The organism is Sphingopyxis sp. H053 (assembly GCF_001468225.1).
GTDB lineage: Bacteria > Pseudomonadota > Alphaproteobacteria > Sphingomonadales > Sphingomonadaceae > Sphingopyxis.
This window is the reverse complement of record NZ_LNRU01000008.1, coordinates 103,411-129,617: the sequence shown is the minus strand read 5'-3', so window position 1 is coordinate 129,617 and position 26,207 is coordinate 103,411. Positions and strand designations below refer to the sequence as shown.

20 protein-coding genes are annotated in these 26,207 nt (G+C 64.1%); 11 read left to right on the top strand and 9 right to left on the bottom strand.

Annotation, left to right across the window (positions count from 1 at the left end; all coding sequences use genetic code 11):
* The first annotated feature begins 100 nt into the window (after window positions 1–100).
* Window positions 101–2,467, top strand: coding sequence for a TonB-dependent receptor (locus ATE70_RS16905; protein WP_058539100.1), 2,367 nt, complete (start codon window positions 101–103; stop codon window positions 2,465–2,467).
* A gap of 89 nt (window positions 2,468–2,556) precedes the next feature.
* Here ATE70_RS16905 and ATE70_RS16900 read toward each other — a convergent pair whose 3' ends face one another.
* The 6 genes from ATE70_RS16900 to ATE70_RS16875 form a co-directional block, all read right to left on the bottom strand.
* The gene (locus ATE70_RS16900; protein ID WP_197411498.1) at window positions 2,557–3,063 is read right to left on the bottom strand and encodes an SRPBCC domain-containing protein; all 507 of its coding nucleotides are present in this window, start codon (window positions 3,061–3,063) and stop codon (window positions 2,557–2,559) included.
* A gap of 26 nt (window positions 3,064–3,089) precedes the next feature.
* Window positions 3,090–3,803 carry an EthD domain-containing protein gene (locus ATE70_RS16895; RefSeq protein WP_058539016.1) on the bottom strand — a complete coding sequence of 238 codons (714 nt, stop codon included), beginning with the start codon at window positions 3,801–3,803 and terminating at the stop codon, window positions 3,090–3,092.
* 9 nt (window positions 3,804–3,812) lie between these two features.
* Window positions 3,813–4,361: a VOC family protein gene (locus ATE70_RS16890; protein ID WP_058539015.1), complete on the bottom strand. Its 549-nt coding sequence runs from the start codon at window positions 4,359–4,361 to the stop codon at window positions 3,813–3,815.
* Between the two features lie 32 nt (window positions 4,362–4,393).
* Window positions 4,394–5,365 (bottom strand): flavin reductase family protein, encoded by a 972-nt coding sequence (locus ATE70_RS16885; protein ID WP_058539014.1) that lies wholly within the window; start codon window positions 5,363–5,365, stop codon window positions 4,394–4,396.
* Window positions 5,366–5,586: 221 nt separating this feature from the next.
* Window positions 5,587–6,444, bottom strand: a complete 858-nt coding sequence (locus ATE70_RS16880) for a tyrosine-protein phosphatase (RefSeq protein WP_058539013.1) — start codon at window positions 6,442–6,444, stop codon at window positions 5,587–5,589.
* Window positions 6,445–6,500: 56 nt separating this feature from the next.
* Window positions 6,501–8,738 carry a TonB-dependent receptor gene (locus tag ATE70_RS16875; RefSeq protein WP_058539012.1) on the bottom strand — a complete coding sequence of 746 codons (2,238 nt, stop codon included), beginning with the start codon at window positions 8,736–8,738 and terminating at the stop codon, window positions 6,501–6,503.
* 107 nt (window positions 8,739–8,845) lie between these two features.
* Between ATE70_RS16875 and ATE70_RS16870 the strand changes: the two genes are divergently transcribed.
* Window positions 8,846–9,496 (top strand): TetR/AcrR family transcriptional regulator, encoded by a 651-nt coding sequence (locus ATE70_RS16870; protein WP_331458523.1) that lies wholly within the window; start codon window positions 8,846–8,848, stop codon window positions 9,494–9,496.
* 45 nt (window positions 9,497–9,541) lie between these two features.
* On the opposite strand, the gene ATE70_RS16865 is transcribed toward ATE70_RS16870, so the two are convergent.
* Window positions 9,542–10,168: a TetR/AcrR family transcriptional regulator gene (locus tag ATE70_RS16865; RefSeq protein ID WP_058539011.1), complete on the bottom strand. Its 627-nt coding sequence runs from the start codon at window positions 10,166–10,168 to the stop codon at window positions 9,542–9,544.
* A 170-nt stretch (window positions 10,169–10,338) separates the two neighbouring features.
* Here ATE70_RS16865 and ATE70_RS16860 point away from each other — a divergent pair, with 170 nt between their 5' ends.
* The 4 genes from ATE70_RS16860 to ATE70_RS16845 are packed head-to-tail and all read left to right on the top strand — an operon-like array spanning window position 10,339 to window position 15,563.
* The gene (locus ATE70_RS16860; RefSeq protein WP_058539098.1) at window positions 10,339–12,519 is read left to right on the top strand and encodes a TonB-dependent receptor; all 2,181 of its coding nucleotides are present in this window, start codon (window positions 10,339–10,341) and stop codon (window positions 12,517–12,519) included.
* An 11-nt stretch (window positions 12,520–12,530) separates the two neighbouring features.
* Window positions 12,531–13,568 carry a metallophosphoesterase family protein gene (locus tag ATE70_RS24365; protein WP_082639945.1) on the top strand — a complete coding sequence of 346 codons (1,038 nt, stop codon included), beginning with the start codon at window positions 12,531–12,533 and terminating at the stop codon, window positions 13,566–13,568.
* Between the two features lie 55 nt (window positions 13,569–13,623).
* Entirely contained in the window at window positions 13,624–14,409 is a 786-nt protein-coding gene (locus ATE70_RS16850) for an SDR family NAD(P)-dependent oxidoreductase (RefSeq protein ID WP_058539010.1), read from the top strand.
* A gap of 20 nt (window positions 14,410–14,429) precedes the next feature.
* Window positions 14,430–15,563, top strand: coding sequence for a tyrosine-protein phosphatase (locus ATE70_RS16845; RefSeq protein WP_058539009.1), 1,134 nt, complete (start codon window positions 14,430–14,432; stop codon window positions 15,561–15,563).
* A 126-nt stretch (window positions 15,564–15,689) separates the two neighbouring features.
* Here the strand turns inward: ATE70_RS16845 and ATE70_RS16840 are convergent, their stop codons facing one another.
* On the bottom strand, window positions 15,690–19,481 hold the full coding sequence (locus ATE70_RS16840) for a CHAT domain-containing protein (RefSeq protein WP_058539008.1): 3,792 nt from the start codon (window positions 19,479–19,481) through the stop codon (window positions 15,690–15,692).
* Between ATE70_RS16840 and ATE70_RS24930 the strand changes: the two genes are divergently transcribed.
* On the top strand, window positions 19,470–19,700 hold the full coding sequence (locus ATE70_RS24930) for a helix-turn-helix domain-containing protein (RefSeq protein WP_156419697.1): 231 nt from the start codon (window positions 19,470–19,472) through the stop codon (window positions 19,698–19,700). The genes ATE70_RS16840 and ATE70_RS24930 overlap by 12 nt on opposite strands.
* 290 nt (window positions 19,701–19,990) lie before the next feature.
* Here the strand turns inward: ATE70_RS24930 and ATE70_RS16835 are convergent, their stop codons facing one another.
* Window positions 19,991–20,896 carry a LysR substrate-binding domain-containing protein gene (locus ATE70_RS16835; RefSeq protein WP_058539007.1) on the bottom strand — a complete coding sequence of 302 codons (906 nt, stop codon included), beginning with the start codon at window positions 20,894–20,896 and terminating at the stop codon, window positions 19,991–19,993.
* 101 nt (window positions 20,897–20,997) lie between these two features.
* Here ATE70_RS16835 and psrA point away from each other — a divergent pair, with 101 nt between their 5' ends.
* The 4 genes from psrA (at window position 20,998) to ATE70_RS16815 (ending at window position 26,205) form a co-directional block, all read left to right on the top strand.
* Window positions 20,998–22,107, top strand: a complete 1,110-nt coding sequence (psrA, locus tag ATE70_RS16830) for an iron-containing alcohol dehydrogenase PsrA (RefSeq protein ID WP_058539006.1) — start codon at window positions 20,998–21,000, stop codon at window positions 22,105–22,107.
* 17 nt (window positions 22,108–22,124) lie between these two features.
* Complete coding sequence (gene phnA, locus ATE70_RS16825) at window positions 22,125–23,366, top strand: phosphonoacetate hydrolase (RefSeq protein WP_058539005.1); 1,242 nt, start codon at window positions 22,125–22,127, stop codon at window positions 23,364–23,366.
* 1 nt (window position 23,367) lies between these two features.
* A complete protein-coding gene (gene phnY, locus ATE70_RS16820) occupies window positions 23,368–24,825 on the top strand; it encodes a phosphonoacetaldehyde dehydrogenase (protein WP_058539004.1) in 1,458 nt (485 codons plus the stop codon).
* Between the two features lie 171 nt (window positions 24,826–24,996).
* A complete protein-coding gene (locus ATE70_RS16815) occupies window positions 24,997–26,205 on the top strand; it encodes an MFS transporter (RefSeq protein ID WP_231732910.1) in 1,209 nt (402 codons plus the stop codon).
* The last annotated feature ends 2 nt before the right edge of the window (window positions 26,206–26,207 follow it).

Sequence of the window (26,207 nt, the reverse complement as noted above, 5' to 3'; positions counted from 1 at the left end):
GCTTGCGTAGGTATGTATTGCATATATTACGCATCATGTGAAAATTGACAAAAAGTGGCGCATAATACGCCATAATTGACAAGCAGGAGGGATGGGACTGATGAAGGCACGCACACATCGCCGCACGCAGATGGCCGCCATCGCGCTGATCGCGCCCTGGATGGCCAGCGCCGCGCAAGCGCAGCAGGCCGAACAGGCGCCGCAGGCCGAGGGTGCCGCGTCCGAGGGGCTGACCGAAATCATCGTTACGGCGCAGAAGCGCGCGGAGAGCCTGCAGGACACGCCGCTCGCGATCAGTGCGATCAATGCCGAAGCGATCGAGCAGCGCGGCATCACCAGCGTCGCCGCGCTTGGCAGCGCAGCGCCCAACCTCATCATCACCGAAACGCCGTCGGCGACGGCCAACCCGTCGATTTCGATCCGCGGCATCGTCGACAACGACCCGATCCTGACCGCCGATCCCGCGGTGGGGCTTTATGTCGACGGCGTCATCGTCGGCCGTTCGGCGGGCGCGCTGTTCGACATGATGGACCTCGAACGCGTCGAAATCCTCCGCGGGCCGCAGGGCACGCTCTATGGCCGCAACACGACGGGCGGCGCGGTCAACCTGATCTCGGCCAAGCCGTCGAAGGATTTCGGCGGCCGTCTGCAGGTCGGCTACGGCAGCTTCGACGAATATATGGTGAAGGCGCTGATCGACACCGGCGAACTGGGCGACACCGGTCTGGCGCTGAAGCTCGGCTATTACCACAGTCAGCGCAACGGAACCGTCGACAATCTGCTCGAACCGTCCGACAAGCGCGATCCGGGCGCGCGCAACACCGACGCCGTCCGCGCCGCGGTGCGCTTTGACAAGGGCACCGGTTTTACCGCCGACTATGTCTTTGATTCAAGCGACCGCAACGGCCGCGCCAATGCGTTCCAGCTGCGCGCGATCCGCCCCGACATCCTCCAGTATCTGAGCTTCTCGCCCGCGTTCGGCGGCACCGCGCCGCAGGTTTCGCAGGACCGGCTGTCGCAGATCCGGCTCGATCGCGACGGCAATGCGCATGACAAGGTGCAAGGTCATTCGCTGACGCTCAACCTCGAGATCGGCGATGCGACGCTGCGCTCGATCACCGGCTATCGCAAGTGGGACAATGTGAGCGACAGCTCCGATCTCGACGGCAATGGGGGGCTCGTCGGCTTCCTCGTCAGCCCGGCGATTCTGGTGCCGCCCAATGCCTTCATTCCGCAGGGCATCGGCCCGATCGACCTGTTCCACACCAGTAATGAGCGGCATCAAAAGCAGTTCAGCCAAGAATTCAACCTGATCGGCTCGATCGGCGACGAGTTTGATTATGTCCTCGGCGGCTATTATTTCCGCGAGCGCGCGACCGAGGTGAATCCGCAGGGCTTCACATTGGTCCTCCCGTCGCCGGTGCCGATCCCGATCGCGCCGGGGGTCAACCTCAATAGCTTTGGCGTCAACCTCGACACATTGTTGTCCTATCGCCACATCTCGCGGTCGGTGGCTGCGTTCAGCCAGCTCACCTGGAAACCGGCGGCGCTCGACAGCCGGCTGAGCATCACCGGCGGCATTCGCTATACCGAGGACAAGAAGCATCTGATCCAGTCGGCGCCGGCACCGACCGCGCCGCGCGACCTGACGCGCAAGTTCAATCGCCTGAACTGGCTTGCCAATATCTCCTATGACTGGAGCGACGACATCATGACTTATGCCCGTGTGAGCACGGGGTATAAGGCGGGCGGTTTCAACGCCCGTGCGGCGGACAATAATGGCTTCAATCCCGAGGACCTCGTGTCCTATGAAATCGGGTTCAAGAGCGAGTTGTTCGATCGCCGCGTCCGCTTCAACGTCGCCGCTTTCCACGCGATCTATGACGACCTTCAGGTGCAGCAATTCCTCGCCGGCACTGGCGGCGCGGCCAGCACGACGGTGAATGCCGCGAAGGCCACCTACACCGGTATCGAGGCCGAGCTGCAGGCGCAGATCACCGATGGGCTCACCGTCGACGCGTCGTTCGGTTACACCGACCGCAAATATAAAAGATTCACCTTCGTCGATCCGATGACCGGTGTCGCCACCGACATTTCGGATGTCGCCAAGTTCCAATATTCGGCCGCGACGACCGCCAATATCGGCGCACAATATGAAACCGAACTCGGCAATTTCGGGAAATTCATCGCGCGCACCGACTGGAGCTATCGCAGCAAGGTCTATTGGCACCCGGTCAATCCGTTCAACGAGGAAATCTCCGATGGCGGGGTCGGCCTGCTGAGCGCGCGGCTATCGATCTCCGACATCGCGGTCGGCGGCGCCAAAGCTTCGATCTCGGTCTGGGGCAAGAATCTGACCAAGGAAGATTATGCGCTCTCGGGGATCGACTTCGGTTCGCTCGGCTTCGCCGGCGTCATGTACGGCGATCCGCGCAGCTTTGGCGTCGAGCTGGGCTTCAAATTCTAGAGAGCCGCATGCCATGATCTCGTGAAGCCGGGGGTCGCAAATGAGCGACCCCCGGCTTCACTGTTTTCAGTCCGGGTTGAGGCCGGAGATCACCCCGCGGTTTTGCGGTCCCGATACATCGCTTCGGCGCGGGCCTTGAGCGCATAAGCGGTGTCGTCGAAAGCGCGTTTCACCCAAGGGCCGGCAAAGCGCATCACATGAATGCCGTTGGGTCCCAGAAAGGCATCGGTCGAATGATAGGCGCAGGCATTCTCGCCCAGCGCCTCGATGACCTGATCGCGCCGCGCCGGATAGGGCCAGGCTTCGGCATGGGGAAGTTCCCATGACAGCAGCTTTCCGGGCTCGAACGCGCAGACATATTCGCAATTGGGAAAGACCGTATCGGGTTCGGTATAGCTTTTGAGCGTCATGTTGACCGGCGCGCCCATGGCGAGCGTGGATTCCGCCGCGATGCAAAAGGGGTTCCATTCGCCGTAGCGGGGCAGATCGACCAATATCTCCCAGACCACCGCGGCGGGGGCGTCGATTTCGACGCGCTCCGAGCGGACGATGGCGTCGGGATCGACATAGGTCAGCGATTCATCCTTATCACGCACGACATATCCTTTCGATTTGTGGGGCTTTAGCGGGCGAACGGCCGAACATCGAACTGGCTGGTCGGGATGCAGTCGATCCGGTCGAAATCGATGAAGCGCGCGCAGCTTTCCATCATCAGCCGCTGGTTCTCCGCCAGCCGCGCGGCGTCGCCCGCCGCGTCGAAATAGACCGCCTCGTCGGTCAGCGCGGCGGCGGGGAAGCATTCCTCGACCATCGCGACATAGGCGGGTGCGCCATAGCTCAGCGGCCGCACGATCAGATTCTGGACATATTCGAAGTTGCTTTGCGTATCGACCGCGACCGCCGAATGCTGGCGCTGCCACGCATCACGCCACGCGTCCCAGCTCAGCCGCGGCGGCAGACCGAGAAAGACGATCTGCGAAAAGCCTTCGGTGCGCACACCGGGCGTCGGCGGATGCTGAGTGTTGGCGATAATGGTGGATTCGCTCGCCAGCCACGCGGCATGGCGCGGCGCGGCGTCCGCGATGACCGCATCGACGGCGGCGCGTTCGGGGTCGTTCGCGCTCGGCAGCCAGAGCTGAACCACGGCATCCATCTGCGGGCGGGTCGAGGTCATGCGCGGCGAGGTGCCGTTCGCGACGCTGTCGTCCTGGACATTGACGCGCACCGCGTGCGCCAGTCCTCCAAGCCGCGGCGCAATGTCGCCCAGCAGCCGCGCGGTGAAGCGTGCGTCTTCCTCCGCGCTGTCTTTCCACAGAGCGTAAATGATCTTTTCCATGATGCTCCCTCAGGCTGCGAAGTCGAAAATGGTAACGGGGTTGCTGCCGTCCCAATCGCGGGCGGCGGCGGTCCCTGCCGTGAAGCCGTCGCGGATCATCGGCGTCGCCTCGATCAGTTCGAGCAGGATCGCGGGTTCGTCGGGGGCCTCGAGATAGGCGACGCGCGTTGCACCGCCCCCGCTCTCGGCGCTGAAGACGGGAACGAGACCCGCGGCGGCGGCATTCTTCGCGGCCGCCGCGACATCGTCGACCAGCCAGGCGACATGGTGCATGCCCACGCGTACGCGGCCATTTTCGTCATGATAGGGCGAGGGGCCGGTGCCGTGCGGCGCGATCAGTTCGATCTGGGTCTCGCCTTGATACGCGAGTCCGACATCGATCCCGATCGTCGCGGGCGCGCCGCGATAGTGGCCGTCGAGTGTGACGTTGCGATAGACGGTCCAGGGCCCCACGCCCGCGAGGAGGCGCCATTGGTCGATCGCGCGATCCAGATTCTCGGTCAGCCAGGCGATCTGGGAGATCGGGCCATGCCCCGCGATTGTCCGTATCTTCTCCATCCTCGGGCATTCCTTCATTATGGGCGTCGCGTTTACGGTGTCTCCTGCGCCGCCCACGGATCAGGAAGTCCGGGATCGGTGCTGCGGATGACATGTTTGAGCAGATGCTTGAGCAGCGCGGTTTCATTCTCGTCGAAAGCGCCCAGCGCGTCCTCCTCGGCGGCCTTGGCGGCGGCGGCGAGTTCGACGAGGACACGCCGGCCGGTGTCGGTCAGCCATATCCGGTCGGGCGTATCGGTCCGGACGATGTCGCGCGCCGCGAGCGATGCGATACGATCGGGGGTGATGTGCGCGCCGGTATAGCCGATCAGACCGTCGATCTCGGTTATGGTGCGTCCGTCGTTTATTCCCAGCACGCTCAGGATGAAGTGATCGGTGGCGTCGAGATGATGATCGCGCAAGCTTTCCTGCATCCGCCCATAGAGTTGGAAATGCGCGCGGCCGAGCAGATAGCCGAGAAAATCCTCGCCAAAACTGCCCGCGGGCTGCGCGCCGGCGTCGCAGGCGGTGAGCATCGCGGCCTTGCGCGCGGCAAGCGCGTAGCGGCCGCCATGGAAGAGCAGGGGTGCGCGGTCCTCATGGTCGAAAGCAATGACCTCGCCCACGAAGATGATGTGGTCGCCGCCCTCATATTGATAGGCGGTGCGGCACTGGAAACGCGCGGTACAGCCGGTGAGCAGCGGCACGTCGCCTTCGCCGCGCTCGATTTTGGCACCGGCGAACTTGTCCGCGCCGCGTTTGGCGAAACCGTTTGAGAGCGCCTCCTGATCGGCGGCGAGGATATGCACCGCGAAATGCGCGGCGCCCTGAAACGCCTCCATGCTCTTCGACGTGCGCGCGAGGCTCCACAGCACCATCGGCGGATCGAGCGAGACCGAGTTGAAGCTGTTGGCGGTCAGTCCGCAATCTTCGCCCGCCGCATTCCGCGTCGTGACGATCGTGACCCCGGTTGCAAACGCGCCGAGCGCGCTCCGGAATGCGATGGCATCGGGATTGGCGGCCATGACCTTTTGCTCCTCATCCGGCCGCGATCGATGGGCGGGCAGGTGTCGACCCTATCGCCCGGCCGCGGCCGCGCATCGCTCAATTGGACTAGATAGGACGCCCGGATTGCGGCGTTGGCGGGCGCGCCGCCACCCCCTTTTGGGGGCGGGTCAGCCGAGGACGGCGCCGCTGCAGGGTGAAGCGGACGAGATCGGCCTGCCGGCTGACCCCGCGCCTCATTCTAGCGCAGCATCTGCTTGCGCAGCCGCTGCAAAGCCTTTGAATCCACACCGAGTTCGCGCGCCAGATAGGTGTCGACGTCGCCATAGTCCTTGCGGATCTGGTCGAAGGCGGCGTCGAGATAGGCGCGTTCGACTCCAAGCAGGGGTTTCGCAACATCGGCCGGCAACGCCGACATCGCGGCGTTCATCCCGGCATCGGCGCGCAAAGCCTCCATATCGAGCGCGCTGTTGCTCAGCAGATAATCCTCCATGATCGTGTCATAGGGAACGCCAAGCGCGCTCAGAACGAGCGCCACGCCGACGCCGGTGCGATCCTTGCCCGCGGTGCAGTTGACGATGACCGCCTTGTCGGAGGTCAAAAGCCTGTCGAACAGCATGCGATAGGACGCCGCCTGTTCCTTGGGAAAGCCTCGATAGCCCTGAATCATCACGCCGCGCATCGTTCCGGCGTCGAGCGTCGTACCTTTCGCGAACAGTGCGCCCAGATTGCCGCCCGACAGGTCATAGTTACGCGCCCAGTAGCCGAGGCCAGAGTCCTGCATCCACGGGGTCTTGTCGGTCTGACGCTCGCGCGTCGAGCGCAAGTCAATGATCGACCCGACGCCCAGTTTGCGGACCAATGCCTGATCGTCCGCGGTGTAGCGGCCGACCGACGCCGAGCGATACAGCTTGCCCCAGGCTATCGAATGACCGTCCTTCGTCCGGTAGCCGCCGATGTCACGGAAATTGTCGCCGCCGGCGAGCGCGATCTCGCGCGTCCTGGTCGTTGTGGGATCGGTGTGCGCCGCCGTGGGCGCATGCTGAGCGATCGCCATCGTCGGCGTGAGCAACAGCAGCCCGAATAATGCCTTTTTCATGTCCTTTTCTCCCGCAATTGCCCGGCGACGGAAAAGCCGCCGCCGGGCTGGGTTCTTCAGAATTTTACCCGGGCTTCGAGACCATAGGTTCGCGGCTCGTTATAGAGCGTTGCGGTGGTCCTGCCGGGGATGCGGAAATCGAAGAGATTGTAGGTCGCGTTGGTCAGATTCTTGCCCCACAACGCGACTTCCAGCTCGCCGACGCCGCCCAGATCGATGTCGCCCAGCGTCAGCCTGCCATTGAGCAGCAACGCCTTGTCCGCCTTGACCGTCACCGTGCCGTTGGGGATGTAATTCCCGGCGGTATCGAGGCCGACATAGGCACGCAGCTCGCCAAAGGAAAAAGCGGGAAAGACATAGTCGGCCGAAAAGGACGCCGCATGTTTCGGAGTGAAGGCGGACGATGCCTGTTCGATCACTCCGGTGAATATATTCTGCACGGGTGTGGGCGGGGCGTCGGTGTAGACATAGTTCGCCGACAGCGACAGGCCGCGCACCGGAACGAGCGTGATATCGGCCTCGATCCCCTTGATCTTGCGCTTTTCGGGCGCGTTGACCGTTTCGGTATTCGATATGAAAACGGGATTCAGGAAATCCACCTGCTGGTTCGAGAGGCGGCTCATATAGGCGGCGATGTTGACGCGCAGCCGACGGTCGAACAGGTCGGCCTTGACCCCCGCTTCCCACGCCGTCAGTTCCTCCTCGCCAAAGGTGCGCAATATCACCGAGCGCGTGTTGGCGCCGCCCGCGCGATAGGCCCGGCTCCACTTCACATAGGCGTTGATGTCCTCGCTGAAGTCATAGGCGATCGTCGCCATCGGATCGATGCGGCTCGAATCGAAGACGAAATCCAGGTTCGGGTTCACCCCCGCGATGAACAGAAGGCGGCCGTCCTTATGATCGTCGGTGTAGCGCGCGCCGGCGGTAATATGCAGCCCGCGCAGCGCTTCGGGCGACCATGTCGCCTGCCCGAACAGCGCCTTGGATTTGACATCGACCTGCGCCGCGCGATCGGGAAGCCGGGTCGCGCCGCCATCAGGCGACGGCGCGGGGAAGAAATTGACCCCGGTCAGCGTCGAATTGAGCGTTCCCAGCGAATAGACGATCGCCTCGTCCTGGCCCTCTTCCTCGAAATAATAGGCGCCGACGACGAATTTCAGTTCGCCGACATCGCCGACGAGCTGGACCTCCTGGCTGAACTGGTTCTGCTTCACATTGGCATAGCTCAGGCGGGCGAAGCGGCGGTTCGGGCCCCAGGTCGTGTTCGATCCCTCGTCGGTGTCGAGCTGGGTCGAATCGAGATTGCGCCAGGCCGAGATCGAGCGGATCGTCAGCGCGTCGCTGACATCCCATTCGGCGGTGAGGCTGTGCCCCTTGGCCTCCTGCGGATTGCGGAAGACGGGGAAGCCGAAGCGCCCGGTTCGCACGCGGCCGGTATCGAGCTTGATGAAGGATGGCGTGACCGCGGGCGACTGCGTCGAAGCCGTGATGTAATGATAATAGCCCGTCGATTTGTCGCGTGAGAGATCATAGGCATAGAGCAGCGACAGATTGTCGGCCAGGCGCCAGAGCGCCGAGATTTTGAAGCCGTATCGCTTGACCTCGCCATAGTCGAGCGCGCTGCCCAGCGGATTTTCCACCAGTCCGCCGCGCCCCTCGAACACCCCGTCGACCTTGACGCTGAGGCCCGCCGCTTCGGGCAGGTTGACGTGCGCGGCGAACGAGCGGCCGCGGTAGTTGCCGATGCCCGCCTTGAGGTCGACGCTCGCTTCGCCTGTCGGTTTTTTGGACACCACGCTGATCGCGCCGCCGATCGTGTTGCGGCCGAAGAGCGTGCCCTGCGGCCCGCGCAGCACCTCGATGCGTTCGATGTCGGCAAGCTCCATGCCGAGCCCCGACACGCGGCCCAGATAGACGCTGTCGATATAGATGCCGACCGTGGGATCACGGCTGACCTGTGTGGCATCGACCGGGACGAGGCCGCGCATGCCGATGCTGACGGCGGAGACGCGGCCGACGAAGGGCGCGATGCGGATCGACGGGATCGCGCCGGTGAAGAGGTCGGACAGCGAGCCGATGCCCTTTTCTTCGAGCGTCTCTGCGCTCAGCGCCACCATCGAGATCGGCGTGTCCTGAAGATTTTCTTCACGCTTCTGGGCGGTCACCACGATGTCGGCGACACCGATATTCTCGCTCTCCGTGCTTTCCTGCGCGGTCGCGGGCGTTGCCGCGAGCCAGGTCGCGGCCGAGGCCGCGAGTGCGATACGTGACAGGCGCAATCCTTCTATCGACATATGCTCTCCCTCCCGTTTTGCGCGGATATTTGTTCCCGCGTCGACTCACCTACTAATGAGTAGGTGAATTTGTAATCGGGGAAGGGAGATTTGCAAGCGGCATTCGGATGCGCCAAATAGCGGCGATGCATATGACGATTCCGATCCCGTCGACGCGCAAGGAGCGCGCGGATGCGACCCGCGAGGCCATCCTGCACGAAGCCGAACGGGTGTTTGCCGCGACAGGCTTCAGGGCCGCGCGCCTCGAGGATATGGCCGATGCGGTCGGCATTCGCCGGCCGTCGCTGCTTCATCATTTCTCGACGAAAAAGATGCTGTACGATGCCGTCGAGCAGCGCATTTTCGAGGCTATGCATATGGCTTGCGAGGCGCGAACCGCGGATGTCGAGGATCCGACCGCCAAGTTGCTCGCCCATCTGGACGCTTGGCTCGACTTCTTCGTCGGTCGCCCGACGGCCGCCCGAATTCTTCAGCGTCTCGTCGCCGATACCGCCGTTCAGCAGGGCAACCCGATGGAGTTCTCTTCTGTCGCGCTAGAAGACATGGACCGGACGCTGGCCTATGGCATCGCACAGGGTGTGTTTGTTCCGCTTTCGACGATGACCTTTATCAACGGCGTGGCTGGCGGCATTCTCTTCTTCGTCTGCAACAGCCGTCAGGTCGGCGAACAGCGGCGTTATGAACCGTCCGATCCGGCGGATCAGGCGGTCTTCAGGACTTTGCTGCACAAGCTCGCACGCGCCGCCGTGCTGCCCTGACACCGGTGTTGCCGGGGAACGGCAAACGCCGCCTTGCCATGGCGTTTAGCCGGGCGTGGCCGGGGCGACGGCTGCGCGGGTCAGCAAGTGAAGCAGCTCGCGGAAACTTTCGAGTTCCGCGGGGTCGGCGGCGTCATAGCTGCGATTGGAGCCAAGTTGCTTGCTGTTGCACACGTAGAAGAGCGAGCTCGATCCCACCGCGTTGACGACATGCATCGGCGGCAGCGGACGAAAGTCCCCGACGGCCACGCCTTCGTTCACCACGATCTCGACATCGCGCAGCAATATGTTCGAGAATTGCGTGGGGTCGCCGCGGCGTGGTGAGACGTCGGCGACGAGGCGTTGGATGATCCGCGCCGCGGTCGGCCGCGCGACGAGGAAGTCGAGCCACCCGTCGAGCAGCGCGAGCAGCTTGTCGATCGGCTTGTCGTGCAGTGCGATGTGGCCGAGTGCTTCGCGGTGCATGGAGGCGAAGATGTCCTCCTCGACCGCGTCATAAAGCTCCTGCTTGTTCGAGAAATAATAGACGATCGACGGGCGGCGGATGCCAACGGCGGCGGCGACGTCCTCCAGCCGTGCCGTGGTGAAGCCGACCTCGGCGAAAACCGTCTCGGCCGCCTCGAGGATTGCCTGACGCGTCGCTTCGCCGCGCGCGTGCCTGATGGGCTTCATGCTCAATGCTCAAAAACCTTTCGTGTCAGCGCCTGTGAAGCGCGCTCCCTTTTGGCGCAATCAAATCCTGCTTGCAATCTACCTGCATGAAGGTAGAAATCTACCTACACGAAGGTAGAATCGTGAAACGAGGCGATCGCTCGCCCGAATGTTCGATGGAGGGGATTACGATGAATAAGGTTTCCGGGCCGCGGGTCCGTCTGCTGCTTTGCACGCTCGCGATGACCGCGGCGCATCCCGCTTTGGCGCAGACCGCCGATGCCGCACCCGACGAGGCGTCGGGCCTTGGCGAAATCGTCGTCACCGCACAGAAGCGCGAGGAATCGCTTCAGGACACCCCGATCTCGATCGCCGCCTTCACCGCCGGCGATCTGGAGACCCGGGGGATCAGCGGGCTCACCGACCTACGCGCCAACGTGCCCAATCTTCAGCTTACCCCGCACCCCAACAGCGCCGCGACGACGCAGATCTTCATGCGCGGCGTCGGCCTGAGCGACGACCAGATCACGCAGGATGCCGGCGTCGCGGTCTATATGGACGGCGTCTATGTCGCGCGCAGCCAGGGGCAGGCGCTCGAAGTCGCCGAGCTTGAGCGCGTCGAGGTGCTGCGCGGGCCGCAGGGCACGCTCTATGGTCGCAACGCAACGGGCGGCGCGATCAACTTCATCACCAAAAAGCCCGAACTCGGCGATTTCGGCTTCAAGGGGCAGGTGACGATCGGCAACTACGACAATCGCCGCTTCAAGGCCGCGGTCAATGTGCCGATCGGCAGCACGCTGGCGGCGCGCTTTTCCTACGCGAACATCCAGCAGGACGGCTTCGTCAAGAACCCCGGCACCGGGGTGAAGCGCTGGGGCGACAAGGGTCGCCAGGCGATGCGCGCCGATGTGTTGTGGCAACCCGCCGACGCGATCAGCCTGCGCTACAGCTATGATCGTTCGGAGATTCAGGACACGCCGATCTTCGTCGCTTTCTCGCCGCTGCATCCGCTGAAGGCGCCGCGCCCCAAGGCCGGCAGCCCGCTGGTCGGCGACCTGCTCGCCAATGACGTGACGTCGGAGGGGCACAGCCTGATCGGCGAGTGGAGCGCCGCCGACTCGCTCACGATCCGCTCGATCACGGGGTATCGCAAGCTCGATAACTTCCAGAATCAGGATTATCTGACGGGCGTGCTCGGCCCGACGCCGCTTCAGAAGAACAGCAGCCGCGCCACGCAGGATCAGTGGAGCCAGGAGCTTCAGTTTGTCGGCGACGCGCTCGATCGCCAGCTCGAATATGTCGTCGGCGGCTATTGGTTCTCCGAAGAGGGCGACAATTTCAGCAACAGCTTCAGCCCGCCGACACGGACGCGCAGCTTCACGACCACCACGATCGCGAACGAGTCCTGGGCGCTATTCGGGCAGGTGACCTATTCCCCCGAATGGCTCGACCGGCGTCTTCACCTGACGGTCGGTGCGCGCCAGAGCTGGGACAAGCGCGAAGCGACGCTCGCACGCCAGACGCAGGTCAATAATGGCCCGATCGTGCCGGTGCCCGGCGTTGGCGACGGCAGCCGAAAGTTCAAGGATTTCAGCCCCAGCGTCATTCTCGCCTACGACCTCGCCGAAAATGTGAATGTCTATGGCAAGGTGGTGAAGGGCTATAAGTCCGGCGGGTATAATACCCGCGCCAGCTCGATCCCGCGCTTCAATCAGGGGTTCGATTCGGAAACGCTCTGGTCCTACGAACTCGGCATGAAGAGCCAGTTCCTCGACAACAAGCTGCGCTTCAACGTCGCGGCGTTCCAGTCGAAGTACAAGGACATCCAGATCAACGTGCAGTCCGATCCGACCAATGTGCGGATCACCGACGTGCTCAACGCGGGCAAGGCGACGGTGAAGGGCATCGAGGCCGATCTGACGCTCGCACCCGTTCGCGAGCTGCGTTTCACGATCAACTACGGCTATCTCGATGCGCAATATGACGAGATTGTCGACGCCACGGGCGCCGACATTTCGGCCAATTTCCGCTTCTCCAACGCGCCGAAACACTCGCTGGGGCTGGACCTCAACTATGACCTGCCGACAACGCCGGTCGGCACATTTTCGACCAACGTGAACTACACGATGCAGAGCGACAAATTCGTCAGTTCGAGCATCTCGGGCGGCAAATTTATCGTTGGCGACTATGGCCTGCTCAACGCGCGGCTGACGTTGGCCGATATTCCGGGCGTTGACGGCCTTCGTGTCGCTCTGTGGGGCCGCAACCTCACCGACAAGGAATATTATGTCACGCAGTTCAACATCGGCCGCCCCGGCGCGCTGTTTGGCGAACCGCGCACCTATGGCGTCGATCTGAGCATCGAATTCTAAGGGGATTCGCGATGCGATATGCGGCCTTGCTGCTCGGCGGCGTGCTCGCCCTCTCCCTGTCCGGGGTCGCCATCGGCGCCGGGCAAGGGGCGAAAGACTTTCGCGCGGGCACGCCCGGCGTCGCCCGCACGCAAAAGGATTTCGCGGGCGGCGCCGACGAGTTCCGCTTCGTCGTCATCGGCGACCGCACCGGCAAGCATCGCCCCGGGGTGTTTGAGGATGCGATGGACAAGGTCGAGGCACTGCGCCCCGATTTCGTCATCAACATCGGCGACCTCATCGAGGGCAATAGCGAGGATCGGGCGCAGCTCGGCAAGGAATGGGACGAGGTCAATGCCGCGATCGACCGGCTGAGCGTCCCTTTCTTCTACGTGCCGGGCAATCACGACCTGACCAACGAGGTGCAGCGCACTGAATGGCGCAAGCGTCTGGGCGCCGACTATTACAGCTTCACCTACAAGGGCGCGCTGTTCCTCGTCCTCAATACCGAGGATCCGCCCCAGCCCAAGATCGCGCGGGCGAAACTGGTCGAGCAATATGGCGCCGACGCGATGATGTCGGTGTTCAAGGCGATTAACGGCGATCCCGCAAAGGCCGAGGCGCTGTTCGCGAGCGACCCGAAGCTGGCCGAGCTGGCGGGCAAGTTCCGCGCTTCGGAGAATGTCGCGTTCAGCGCCGATCAGGTGAAGATGGTCCGCGAGGCGCTGGCGAAAAGCCCCAAGGCGCGCTGGACCTTCGTGCTCATGCATCGGCCGGCGTGGAAGGTGGATTCGCCGGCATTCCGCGAGATCGAGGGGCTGCTCAAGGGCCGTCCCCACACCATGCTCGCGGGGCATTACCACAAATATGCCTATGAAGCGCGCGGCGGCCACGATTATATCCAGCTCGGTACGACGGGCGGCATACCGGGGGGCGCGCCAGACGATCCAGCGGTCGTCGATCATGTGATGTGGGTTTCGGTCGCCGGTGGCGCACCGCGCGTCAGCAATTTGAAGCTCGACGGTTTTTTCGGAAAGCAGGGGCCGTCACCGGTCGCGCCGGCCCGATGACACGGATAATCGGCGCAGAAATTAGAATGGCCCGCATCATGGAGATTGTTCCACAATGACGTTTACTGATCTTTCGCCCGCGCTCGGCGCGCCCGGGACCGCCGTCATCGTCACCGGGGGGGCGTCCGGGATCGGGCTCGCCTCGGCGCGCGCGCTGGCGGCGGTTGGCCGGGCGGTTGCGCTCTGGGATATCAATGCCGGCAAGGCCGAGGCCGAGGCCGCGGCGATCACGCAGGAATTCGGCGCAAAGGCCATCGGCCTAGGCGTCGATCTCACCGATCTGGACGCCTATCCGGCCGCGATCGCCGCCAGCCGCGATGCGCTCGGTGCGCTGGGCGGGCTCGTCCACGCCGCGGGCATCGTCGACACCGCCTCGCTGGAAGGCATCACGCCCGAAAGCTGGGCGGCGGGCATCAACACGCACCTGCGTCCGCTCGCGCTGCTGACGCAGCAGCTCCACGGCGACTTTGCCGCCAATCCGGGGTCGGCGGTGGTCGCGATCACCTCGATCAACGCGACGCTCGGTAACGCGATGAACCCGATCTACAGCGCGGCCAAGGGCGGGATGCTCTCGCTCGTCCGCTCGCTCGCCGACCGGCTGGCGCGCGACAAGATCCGGATCAATTCGGTATCGCCCGGCCAGATCATGACGCCGATGATGAAGCCGGCGGTCGACAATTTGCCCGAGGGCTTTTTCGAAAAACGCATCCTGCTCGAACGCATCGGCGTGCCCGAGGAAATCGGACGCGTCGTGCGCTTCCTGCTCTCGAACGAAGCGAGCTACATCACCGCCGCCGAACTCGTCGTCGATGGCGGCAACATCTCGTCGCAGCGCGGCTGAGCGCAGGAAGGAAGCTGAAAATGCGGAATGACGATCACCGGATGTGGCGGGCGGCGCTTGCAGCCGCATTGGTCCTGACGCTGCCGGCATGTGCGACGGTCGACAAGCGGCCGGTCGCCGGCGCGGTTGCCGAACAGTCGGGCGTCATTCCCTTCACCGCCGCCAGCGTATCGGCGGATGGTACGATCAACTGGTCCGCGCCCGGCGCGGGTCAGGTCCGGGTTTATGCGGGCACCGATTCTGCAGTGAGCGACCGGTCGAAACCGGTGGGGCAGGGCGATGCTACGGGCAGCATCCACGTTTCCGGCCTAGCCCCCGGCAAGCGTTGGTTTTTCGCGCTCGTTCCCGATCGCGGCGCCCCGCTGGTCATCGCCGACCGCGGGCTTCACCTGGGGACGGCCCCCAATTTGCGCGACATCGGCGGCTATCGCACCACCGACGGCCGCTGGGTGAAGATGGGGATGATCTATCGTTCGGATCAGCTCGACCGCCTGAGCGATAGCGACCTCGGTGCGATGGGCGATCTGGGCCTCGCGCTCGTCGCCGATCTGCGCACCGCAAGCGAACGCAGCCATGAACCCGATCGTCTGCCCGCTGGCGCCGAGCATCTCTTGCTCGACGTCGTCGCGGACAGCAAGGGCAGCGTCGGCGGCGACATGCGTCAGGCAATGGCAACGATCGCGGCGGGCAAGGGCGCGGAGATGCTGACCGAGGCGAACCGCGATTTCGTCTCGTTGAACAGCGCGCGCAGCGCCTATCACACGCTGCTCTCCCGCATCAGTGCAGAAGGCGCCGGACCGACGCTATATCACTGCACCTCCGGCAAGGACCGCACGGGCTGGGCGAGCGCGGTGATCCTGACCCTCCTCGGCGTGCCGCGCGAAACGGTGATGGCCGATTATCTTGCCAGCAACGACTATCTGCGCGCCAAGAACGAAGCGACAATCGCCATGCTCGCCCGATTGCCGACGCCGATCGCGCGGGAAAATCTCGAGCCGGTCTTGACCGTGCGCGCCGCCTATATCGAGGCGGCCTTTGCCGAAGTCGATAAGCGCTATGGCTCGTTCGACCGCTATGTTCGCGAGGGGATTGGCCTGGATGATGCCGCGATCGACCGGCTTCGCACGACCTTGCTGGCGGGGGCGCCGCAATAGCCGCCGTGTTTGCGTCCGGCTCTGCACAGCAGGCAGCATTTGGCGTTCACCAGAAAACGGCCATGTTTCGTGGTCCAAATTAGCAAAATATAAGCGGACGCTCGGACTCGAGGATTCAGCCCCGTGTCAATTGTCCGTCGCAATCAGGGTGAATGGCGCCCAAGCGGCGGGATGCGCCCAGTCACTGGTCCAGCCTTCCACCACGGTGCCGTCTTCGCGCCTGCCCGATCGGATCGCGCGCATGGCCGATTGGAAGGCCGCCGCCTTGCCTGCCTTCCTGTTCCGCGCCGCGTTGACGAGTGTTTCGACCGTGAGCGCAGCCGTGACCCTATCGCCGACGCGCCAGCGGCTCGCGAGCAGTGCGTCGGTGCCGGCATATAGGAATGAACGTGCCAGCGCCGATAGGGCGTCGGCCCCGCCAGGCCCTTCGGTCGTTCCCGTGTTGCAGGCCGACAGAATGACCCACTCGGCCGAGAGGTCGAGCTCGGCGGCTTCGGCGGCGGTCAATATACCGTCGTCGGCGTATGTCGCGTGGCCTGGGGGCGTGAAGATCAGGCCGGGCTCGGCGAAACCTTCGATCTCGCCGGGCAATATGCCATGCGTGGCAAAGGCGACGATGCGCGCGTCGCGCAATCGCGTGTTCGTTCGGACGGCGGTCTCGGTGGCATCGGGGCCGAGGTGGATTGCGTCGATGTCGGCGTCGAGCGCGCGCGCCATCGCGTTCAGCTCGACCTCGGTGCCGGGAAGCGAAGGAAGCGCGCGCAGGCGTTCGGGATCGGCGAGGGTGCCGCCGATCCCTCCGGTTCGTGGCGAGAGTCCCGTGGCAGCGGCCCGTTTGCTCCCCGCTTTGGCCAGCACCGGTGCGCCATAACCGATGAAGGGGCGTGCGTTTCGCCCGGCCGACCGCGGCTTTCCCGTCCGCAAGGATTCGATCGACGGCAGGGTAACGATCGCAAATCGATCGCCGAGCCAGGGGGTGGCGGCGAGCGCCTTCTCGGAGTCGGGCCCTTTGGGTTCGGCGGTGATGAAGGCGGCGAAGGGAAGGTCGGCGAGCGCACCCGAAGTCGTCACATAGAGGGTCTTTACATCCTTGAGCAGCGGCTCATGCGGTTGGACGAGGAAGCGATAGAGATCCCAGGCGTAGCGGCGCTCGAACAGCGGCGACGCGGTCCAGATGCCGCTGCAAGTCTGGGGATCGACCTCGCAGCGAAACGCGTCGATCGTGCCGCGCAGGAAGGATTGGAGTCGCGGCACCGCGTGCCAGCCCGCCCCCTTGGTCGTCACGACAAAGGTGAAATCATAAAGTTCGCCCTCGGTGACGAGAAGCAGCGCCTCGCCCGGACGCAGACGGCGGCGCACCTCGTCTTCGCTCAGGGGCTGGGGCAGTGCGAGGCGCGCGTAATCGGGGTAGGAACGACGCAGCCGGGCGTCGATTTCACTAAGTTCCCGGCCCAGCGTCCCGATCCTGTCCTTCAAATTTTCGGCGGCGTCGGGCGCGCCGATCATGGCCGTGCCAAGGGTGTGGTTGAGGTCGCGGATTTCCGAGGCCAGATCCTGCTGGCGTCGCACCAGCAGGGCGAGCGGGGTATCGCCAAGCGCTTCGCGGGCGACGATACCGGCCAGCGCGCGGGTCGATGCGCTCGATGTCAAATCCTGCGCAATACGGAAGGATTCGGATCGCAGCTTCGCTTCCTCGCTCCGGACCTGCGTCGCCCGATTGGCGTAGAGGGTGAGCGCCAGCGCGAAGGTGCCGGCCCCCGAGGCGTCGGACCAGCCGCCTTCACTGACGGCGGCGGCGACCGCGCGCTCACCCGCGCTTGCTCCCGCCACATCCCGCGCCGACAGCACGCGCGTTCGTTCCGCGCGCGCGCGCGCGACCGCACCGCGCATAAGGCTGACATATTCGGGCGAAGCGGGATCCTTGCGCGCGATCGATCGGGCCAGTTCCATCGACGCGATCGCGACATGGCGGTGACCGGGATCGAGCGAGCCGGCCGCGCGCGCCAGCGCGCGCCGCTGATAATCGATCGCAGCTTCGGCCTTGCCCTGCTTGGCGAGGATCGCGCCCATTCGGCCGAGGTCGGCGATATTCTCTTCCAGGTTGCTCTCGGGAAGTGCGGAACGCAAGGCGATGACGCGTGCCTGGAGCGCGCCGGCATCGTCATATTTCGCGCTCTTGATGAGCAGGCCGACGAGATTGCCGAGCGAGCGGAGCGTGTCGGGATTGCCCGCTCCCAGGTGGCGCTCGCGGATCGCGATCGCCTGGCGCAGCCGGACCTCGGCTTCCAGCTCCTGCCCTTGACGGTCGAGGTTGGTCGACAGCAAGGCGAGCGTTCGCGCGGACCCAAGGCTTTCGCGCCCCTTCGTGCGGACGAGGGTTTCGAGATTACGGCGATAGATCGCCTCGGCGCCCGGCAGGTCGCCCATTTCCTCAAGGTTCAGCGCAAAATCATTATATTCCTCGAGGACGAAAGGGTCCTCGGGGCCGAGCGCCAGCCTGCCATATTCGATCGCCTTCTGGATTGCCGTCGAGGCTTCCGGCCGGCGGCGCTGCCCGGCGAGCACTTCGCCCAGGGTGCCCCACGCCGCCGACAATGATCGCGTTTCCCCATCCGATGGCGTGAGCAGTTCGATCGCGCGGCGCGCACTGGCTTCGGCCTCCGCATAGCGGCCGCGTACACTCTGGACGAGCGCGAGCCGCCGCAACGCCGCGGCGTGCGCGGCGCGGTCGCCGAGCCGCTCGCGAATGCCGATGGCGTTCCGCATCAGCGTTTCGGCGGTGTCAGCGCGGCCGGTCAGATAGAGAATGTTCGCGAGCGTCTCCATGTCGGTTGCCGCGCCCGGCGATCGGTCCCCGGCTGAACGCCGGGCCATCCGTGCCCGAACTGCGGCTTCGGCCTTGACGAACTTGCCGCCATCGATGAGTTCGCGGATCTCCTTTTCGGTATCGCCGACCATGGCGATGCTCGCCGGGTCTGGCGGCGCTGAATCGCCTTGCTGTTCATGGGCGGGAGCGCGCGCTTCCGCACCGCGGCGGAGTATCGTGGCAAGCTGGTAGAGCGACGCGCGGGTGTCGGCGTGATCGCGCCCGAGCACGCGGGCCTGGATTGCATAGGCCTGTTCCGCGGTCGTTTCGGCCTCTGCGATGTCGCCCTGCAGCACCAGATAGAGCGACAGCAAATAATGTTCGCGCGCGGTTTCGACACTGTCGCGGCCTGTCGCGTCCGCGACCGCATCGACCTTGCGGCGTTGCCCCGCGGAGCGTTCGCGATAGGCCGACATCTTCGCTTCGGCATCGACGAGCAGTGATTGCAGTGCAGCGACCACCGCATTGTCGTCGCCGAGCATCCGCCGACCGGCGCCGACCCCTTCGCTATAGGCCGTAATAGCTTCCGGAAGCCGGCCGCGGGCTTCGAGTATCCGTCCGGCATTGCCCCAAGCCGCGATCAGCCGATCGTCGGCCAGGCCGGGTGCCGAGAGCAGGGTTATGGCGCGCCGCGCTGCGGCCTCGGCCTCTTCATACCGCCCGCGTTCGAGCAAGACCGATGCGAGGCGGTTGAGGCTGCGGCCCGTCAGCCTGTCGTCGCCCAGCTGTTCGCGTGTTCGCACCGCGGACCGGATCAGGGGTTCGGCTTCCTCGGCGCGCTTTGTCATGGCGAGCAGGAGTGCCAGCCATTCGGTGTCGCCCGCAGCCGCGGCGGTCTCCATGCTGTCCGCTATGACATGCGCCTTCAGGCGATCGCGCAGGATCGTTTCGGCTTCGTCAAATTTGCGGGCATCGATGAGCGGCTGGACCGCGGTGTCGCCCGGTTGCGCCGCGGATGTCGTTTGCGCCCGGAGGGGCGCAGGCTGCACCGTCATCAGGATGCAGGCCAGCCAGCCAAGGCGATGGATGACGCGAAGTGAATGTTTTTCCATGAACGATTGCGGTCGATCGAAAATCGGTCCCATTGGGTGTTGGAACAGGCGGGCACGGCATTGGTTCCGCCAGCACGCTTCCCAGTTCGTACCGCTTTCATCCAGACAACACCCGCGAGCGAGGTGGCTTTCGATGCGGGCTTCGGCGACTTCTCGGAATTCAACCGGCGATTTCGCCGATTTACGGGAGCGACGCCGGTCGTGTTTCGTCCCCGCTGACGGCTGCCGGTTCCTCGCGACTGCGGCGTGCGCGTGACCACTGGCGAGGGGAGCCTCATCGAGGAGAAAGCTTACCTTTTGTACGGCTCGTTAGGTGGAGCAGCCGGCAGCGATCGCAGCGGTATATCCGGAGCTGCAACTCAGAGCGTCGAACCACAGCAAGCGCCTCCTCCTCCGATCGATAGGAGGCCTTCTTTACGCAAATGCTTAGTCTCGTGCGCATACTGCCTCATTGCCAAAGATCGCCGACGGCTGCTTCTCGCACAAAAGAGGCCGAAAGAAATTGTCTGCTATCGGCCAATAGCAGCCAAGGATCGGTGCTCGGTGGAATGCAATGCGCTGGTGACATCCAGAAACGCGGAAATCAGGCGCGATTGCAACCGGTCCTGCCGGCACACGATATGGGCATAGTTGAAGATTTCGGCATCGACGACCGGCAGGCTGCGGATGCGTTCGTCGGCGATATATTCGGCGCTCGAGACGAAACCGAAGCCGACGCCGCTCGCGACCGCCTCGCGCACCGCTTCGCGGCTGCCGATCTCCATCACGATTTTCGGCCGCACATTCGCCTTCGCCATGGCCTCGTCGCTCGCGCGGCGGGTGTTTGAGCCATGTTCGCGTGCCACCATCGGCTGGTCATGGAGGTCCGCGATGCGGATATGGTCGCGGTCCGGCGCGAATAGGGGATGGTCGCGGCGCCCGAATGCCACGATCGGGCTTTCGCTATATTGGGAATACCAGAGCCGGTCGTCATTTTCGACATAGGCCAGCACCGCGACGTCGGATTCAAACTCGAGAAGGTTGCGCAGGACGACGTTCGAGTTGCCGATCGACACCGAGATTTCGATTTCGGGATAGCGGGCGTGAAAGGCGACGAGCATCTCGGTCACATGAAAAGGTCCGACCGCGCCGACGCGGAGATGGCCGGTGCGCAGCTCGCGGCTCTCGGTCAGGAAATGCCGGGCGTCGGCTTCGTCGGCAATCATTCGCCGCGTGATCTGTTGAAGCTCGCGGCCGGCGTCGGTGAGGCGCATCCGCCGCCCGGTGCGCACGAACAGCTCGACCGCATATTCCTCCTCGAGCTGGCGGATTTGCGTGGTCAGCGTCGGCTGGCTGATGTTCAGCCGGTTCGCCGCGGCGGTGACGCTCTCGGTTTCGGCGACCGCGTGGAAGGATCGGAGCTGTGTGTATCTCATAGATTTTTTATATAGATGCGGCGAAAACTATCAATTGGATAATCTGTCGCGCTTCGGCTTCAAGGCTCTCCAACAAGAGCAAAGGGAGGACGAAAGCGCCGATGTCCGTTTCGTGGAAATATGGAAATCCTGTCGAGGTGACATTTTGCGAGGACGCCGTGACGGCGGTCGGCGACAAGGTGGCGGGCCGCAGCTTTTGCCTCGTCACCTATAATGACCATCCCTATTTCGACGACATCGTCGCGGCGATTTCGGCCCGTGTCGGCACCCCCGCAGTCGTAGTGCGCGAGGTTGAGCCGAACCCGAGCTTCAACGGGCTGCGCGGCCTGTGTCGCACCTTTGGCGCTGCCGCTACGACCCCCGAAGTCATCGTCGCGTTCGGCGGCGGATCGGTGATCGATTCGGCCAAGGCGCTCGCGGTCTCGAGCGGCGACTTCGCCAACGTCCAGGACTTCCTCGAAGGTCGCAAGGGCGCCGAGGCGGTGAAAGCGATGCCGATCATTGCGGTGCCCACAACCTTCGGCACCGGCAGCGAGGTGACGAGCTGGGCGACGATCTGGGACACCGATGCGCGCAAGAAATACTCGCTGAACCGCCCCGACCTTTATCCCGAGCACGCGATCATCGACCCATCCACGTCGCTGGGGGTGCCACGCGGGCTGACGCTGGCGACGGGCCTCGATACGCTGTCGCATGCGCTCGAAAGCATCTGGAACGTCAACGCCAACCCTGTCTCGGCCAACCACGCCATTTTCGCGGCGAGCGAGCTGATCGATGCGCTGCCCAAGCTGGTCGACGACCTTGGCAATCTCGAGCTGCGGACCCGCGTGGCGCGCGCCAGCCTTTTTGCGGGGCTCGCTTTCTCGAACACCAAGACCGCGCTCGCGCACTCGCTGTCCTATTATCTGACGCTGCACCACGGCACCGTCCACGGGATCGCCTGCTCGTTCATGCTGCCCGCCGTGATGCGCAGCGCGATCGGCCAGAACGCGGCCTGCGACCACGCGCTGGCGCGGATATTCGGCGCCGACCTCGCCGCGGGCGCCGACCGGCTCGACGCCTTCCTGACCGGGCTCGGCGTGTCGACCGACGCGACCGATTACGGCGTCACGCGCGAGAATTGGCTCGCGGCGATCGACGATGCCCTCGACGGCGAGCGAGGGCGCAATTTTATCGGCACCCGCGATGCCTTTTTGTCCAGCGCGGCCTGAGGAGAATATTTGTGAACATGCCTACCACCCCCGCCGACCTCGTCGTCAACGGCCGCGCCTACGCGCATCCTGACCGGCCTGTTGTCGTCATCTGCCTCGACGGTTCCGAACCCGGTTATATCGAGGCCGCGATCGAGGCGGGGGTCGCGCCGAACCTCGACCGCATCCTGAAGACCGGAACGAACCGGACCGCGCTGTCGGTGGTTCCAACCTTCACCAACCCGAACAATTTGTCGATCGTAACGGGCCGCCCGCCGGCGGTGCACGGCATTTCTGGCAATTTCTTCTATGACCGCGAGGCGGGCGTCGAGGTGATGATGAACGACGCCAAATTCCTGCGTGTGCCGACGATCTTCGCGACGGCGCAACAGGCCGGGATGAAGATCGCGGTGGTGACCGCCAAGGACAAGCTGCGCACCTTGCTGGGCAAGGGGCTGGATTTCGGAAGCGGCACTGCGATCGCTTTCTCGTCGGAAAAGGCCGACCAGGCGACCAGGGCCGCGAACGGCATCGAGGACGTGCTCGATTTCGTCGGCCTGCCGCTGCCGAACGTCTATTCGGCCGACCTTTCGGAGTTCATCTTTGCGGCGGGCGTCAAGCTGCAGAACAGCTTCCGCCCCGACCTCATGTATCTGTCGACGACCGACTATGTGCAGCACAAGGCGGCACCGGGGGCCAAGGCGGCGAATGATTTCTATGCGATGTTCGACCGCTATGTCGGGCAGCTCGATGCCGCCGGCTGCACGATCGTCATCACCGCCGACCATGGCATGAACGACAAGCACGACAGCGACCAGCAACCCGACGTCATCTATCTTCAGGACGTGCTCGATGCGGCGCTCGGCGCGGGCACCGCCCGCGTGATCCTGCCGATCACCGATCCCTATGTCGCGCACCACGGCGCGCTCGGGTCCTTCGCGACCGTCTATGTCGATGCCGACAAGGTGCAGTCGGTGATCGACATCGCGGGCGCGGTCGCGGGCGTGACGGTCGCGATTTCGGCCGCGGAAGCAGGCGAGCGCTTTGAACTGCCGATCGACCGCATCGGCGACGTCGTCGTCATCTGCGATCGCCACAAGGTGCTCGGCACGACGGCCGCGCGGCACGATTTTTCGGGCCTGACCGAGCCGCTGCGCAGCCATGGCGGATTGACCGAGCAAAGCGTGCCGCTGATCTCGAACCGCCCGACCGAGGTGGCCCCCGATCGCGTCCTGCGCAATTTCGACGCGTTCGACATGGCGCTGAACCTGGTGCGCTGAGATGAACATCCACACCAGCCCCAGCCAGCCCGTTCGCCTCGAATCGATGCGCATCGCCGGCAAACTCGTCCAGACCGACGACGTCATCGAGGTCCGCAATCCCTATGACAACACGCTGACCGGCACCGTCCCGGCGGCGCGGCCCGAGCATGTCCGCGAGGCGTTCCGCACCGCCAAGGCGTTCAAGCCGAAGCTGAGCCGGTACGAGCGCCAGCAGATCTTGCAGCGCACCGCCGAACTGCTGCGCGATCGCAAGGAAAAGTTCGCGCGGCTGATCGTCGCCGAGACGGGGCTGTGCTGGAAGGACGGGCTTTACGAAGCGAGCCGTGCCTATGACGTCTGGTCGTTCGCGGCGCAGCTCACCATCAAGGACGATGGCGAAATCTATGCCTGCGACATTTCGCCGATGGGCAAGGAGCGCAAGATTTTCACGACGCGCGTCCCGCTGCTCGGCGTCGTGTCCGCGATCACGCCGTTCAACCACCCGCTCAACATGGTCAGCCACAAGCTGGCGCCGGCAATCGCGACGAACAATCGCGTCGTGCTGAAACCCACCGAGCTCACGCCGCTCACCGCGCTCGCGCTCGCCGACGTGCTGTATGAGGCCGGCCTGCCGCCTGAGATGCTCTCGGTCATCACGGGCAATCCGTCGACGATGGGCGACGCGATGATCACCGATCCCGATGCCGACCTTGTGACCTTCACCGGCTCGGTGCGCGTCGGGAAGCACATCGCCAACACCGCGGGCTACAAGCGCAAGGTGCTCGAACTCGGCGGCAACGATCCGCTGATCGTGATGGAAGACGCCGACCTCGACAAGGCGGCCGAGCTCGCGGTGGCGGGGGCGACGAAGAATTCGGGCCAGCGCTGCACCGCGGTAAAGCGAATCCTGGTGGTCGACAGCGTCGCCGACGATTTCGCGAAACTCGTCGCCGAAAAGGCGAAGTTGCTGAAGAGCGGCGACCCGATGGACCCGTCGACCGACGTCGGCACGGTGATCAACGAACGCTCGGCGATCCTCTTTGAAAACCGCGTCAACGATGCGGTCGAGCGCGGCGCGGAAATCCTGCACGGCGCGCCGCGGCGCGGGGCACTGTTCGCGCCCACCGTCGTCGATCATGTGCCGGCCGACTGCGAGCTGGTGTTCGAGGAAACCTTTGGCCCGGTGATCCCGATCGTCCGCTGCCCCGACGATATTTCGGAGGTGATCCGGATATCGAACTCGACCGCCTACGGCCTGTCGTCGGGCGTCTGCACCAACCGCCTCGATTATGTCACGCGCTTCGTCGCCGAGCTCGAGGTGGGGACGGTCAATGTCTGGGAAGTCCCCGGCTACCGGATCGAAATGTCGCCCTTCGGCGGGATCAAGGATTCGGGCCTCGGCGACAAGGAAGGCGTCGTCGAGGCGATGAAGGGCTTTACCAACGTCCGGACGTGGTCGCTTCCCTGGAATATTTAATATTTTGTCATAAAAACTGAACAAGAATCACTAAATAGAGAGCGCATAAAGTGCCTATTCACGGGACAGATGCAAATGAACGTGGTTCAAAAAGGTGTTACGGATCTCCGTAACTTGACAGATAGCAGTATATTATTTCGCAAAGCTCAGCATCGTATGCTGTTTGCGGCGATGTTTTGCTATCTGTTCTTTTACACCGGTCGGCAGACTTTCGGGTTCGCGATCCCGGGCATCCAGGCCGAATTCGGCGTGTCGAAAGAAACGCTGGGCTGGGTCAGCGCGGCACTTTTGTGGTGTTATGCGATCGGGCAGGCGATCAACGGCAACCTCGGCGACAAATATGGTGGCCGCCGCGTGATGAGCGCGGGCGCGATCCTTTCGTGCATTGCCAACTGGGCCGCGAGCTTTGCAACGGGCGTGCTCAGCCTTGGCGCGCTGTGGGGGCTCAACGGCTATTTCCAGGCGATGGGCTGGGCACCGGGCAGCCGGCTGTTGTCGAACTGGTTCGGCAAGCATGAACGCGGCAAGGTATTCGGATTCTATGTGTTCGCCGCGGGCATGGCGTCGGTGCTGTCCTTCGTCACCTCGATCATCGTCGTCCATGTGTTGCAGCTCGACTGGCGCTGGATCTTTCGCCTGCCCGTGCTGTTGATGCTGGTCGGGGGTATCGCCTTCTATCTGATTGCGCGCGAACGCCCCGAAGACCTGGGGTTTCAGTCGCCGCACGACGATGTCGCCGACGAGGACACCGCCCCCGATGTCGCCGACGACGAGAGTTCGTGGGCGCGCTACAAAGCGGTGCTTTCCAACTGGCGCTTGCTGCTCGGCGGCCTTGCCATCGGTTTCCAGAATTCGGCGCGCTACGGTTTGCTCGTCTGGGTGCCGGTGCACTTCCTCGGCGGTGCGGGGGAAGCGGCTCCATCAAACAGCTTCATCGATCCTCAGTGGATCAGCGTCGCGCTGCCCGTCGGGATGGCGATCGGGGCCGCCACCAACGGCTGGGTATCCGACAATGTCTTCGGATCGAAACGCTATCTCGCGATCGTCCTCTATATGGTGCTCGCCACCGTCACCTCGCTGTTCATGTACACGATCCCCGCCAGCGACGTGTATCTCGGCCTCGCCACGCTCTTCCTGTGCGGCTTCTTCGTCTACGGCCCGCAGTCCTCCTTCTGGGCGCTGTGCCCCGACCTCGTCGGGCACAAAAGGGCCGGCACCGCGATCGGGATCATGAACTTCTTTGCCTATCTGTTCGCGGGGCTCGGCGAACCGCTGATCGGCGGCTTCATGGACACGCATCACGACACGTCGCTGGTGTTCCTGATCGTCGCGGGGGCGAGTGCCGCCAGCGCAACGGTGGCGTTGTTCATCCGGCGATGAAC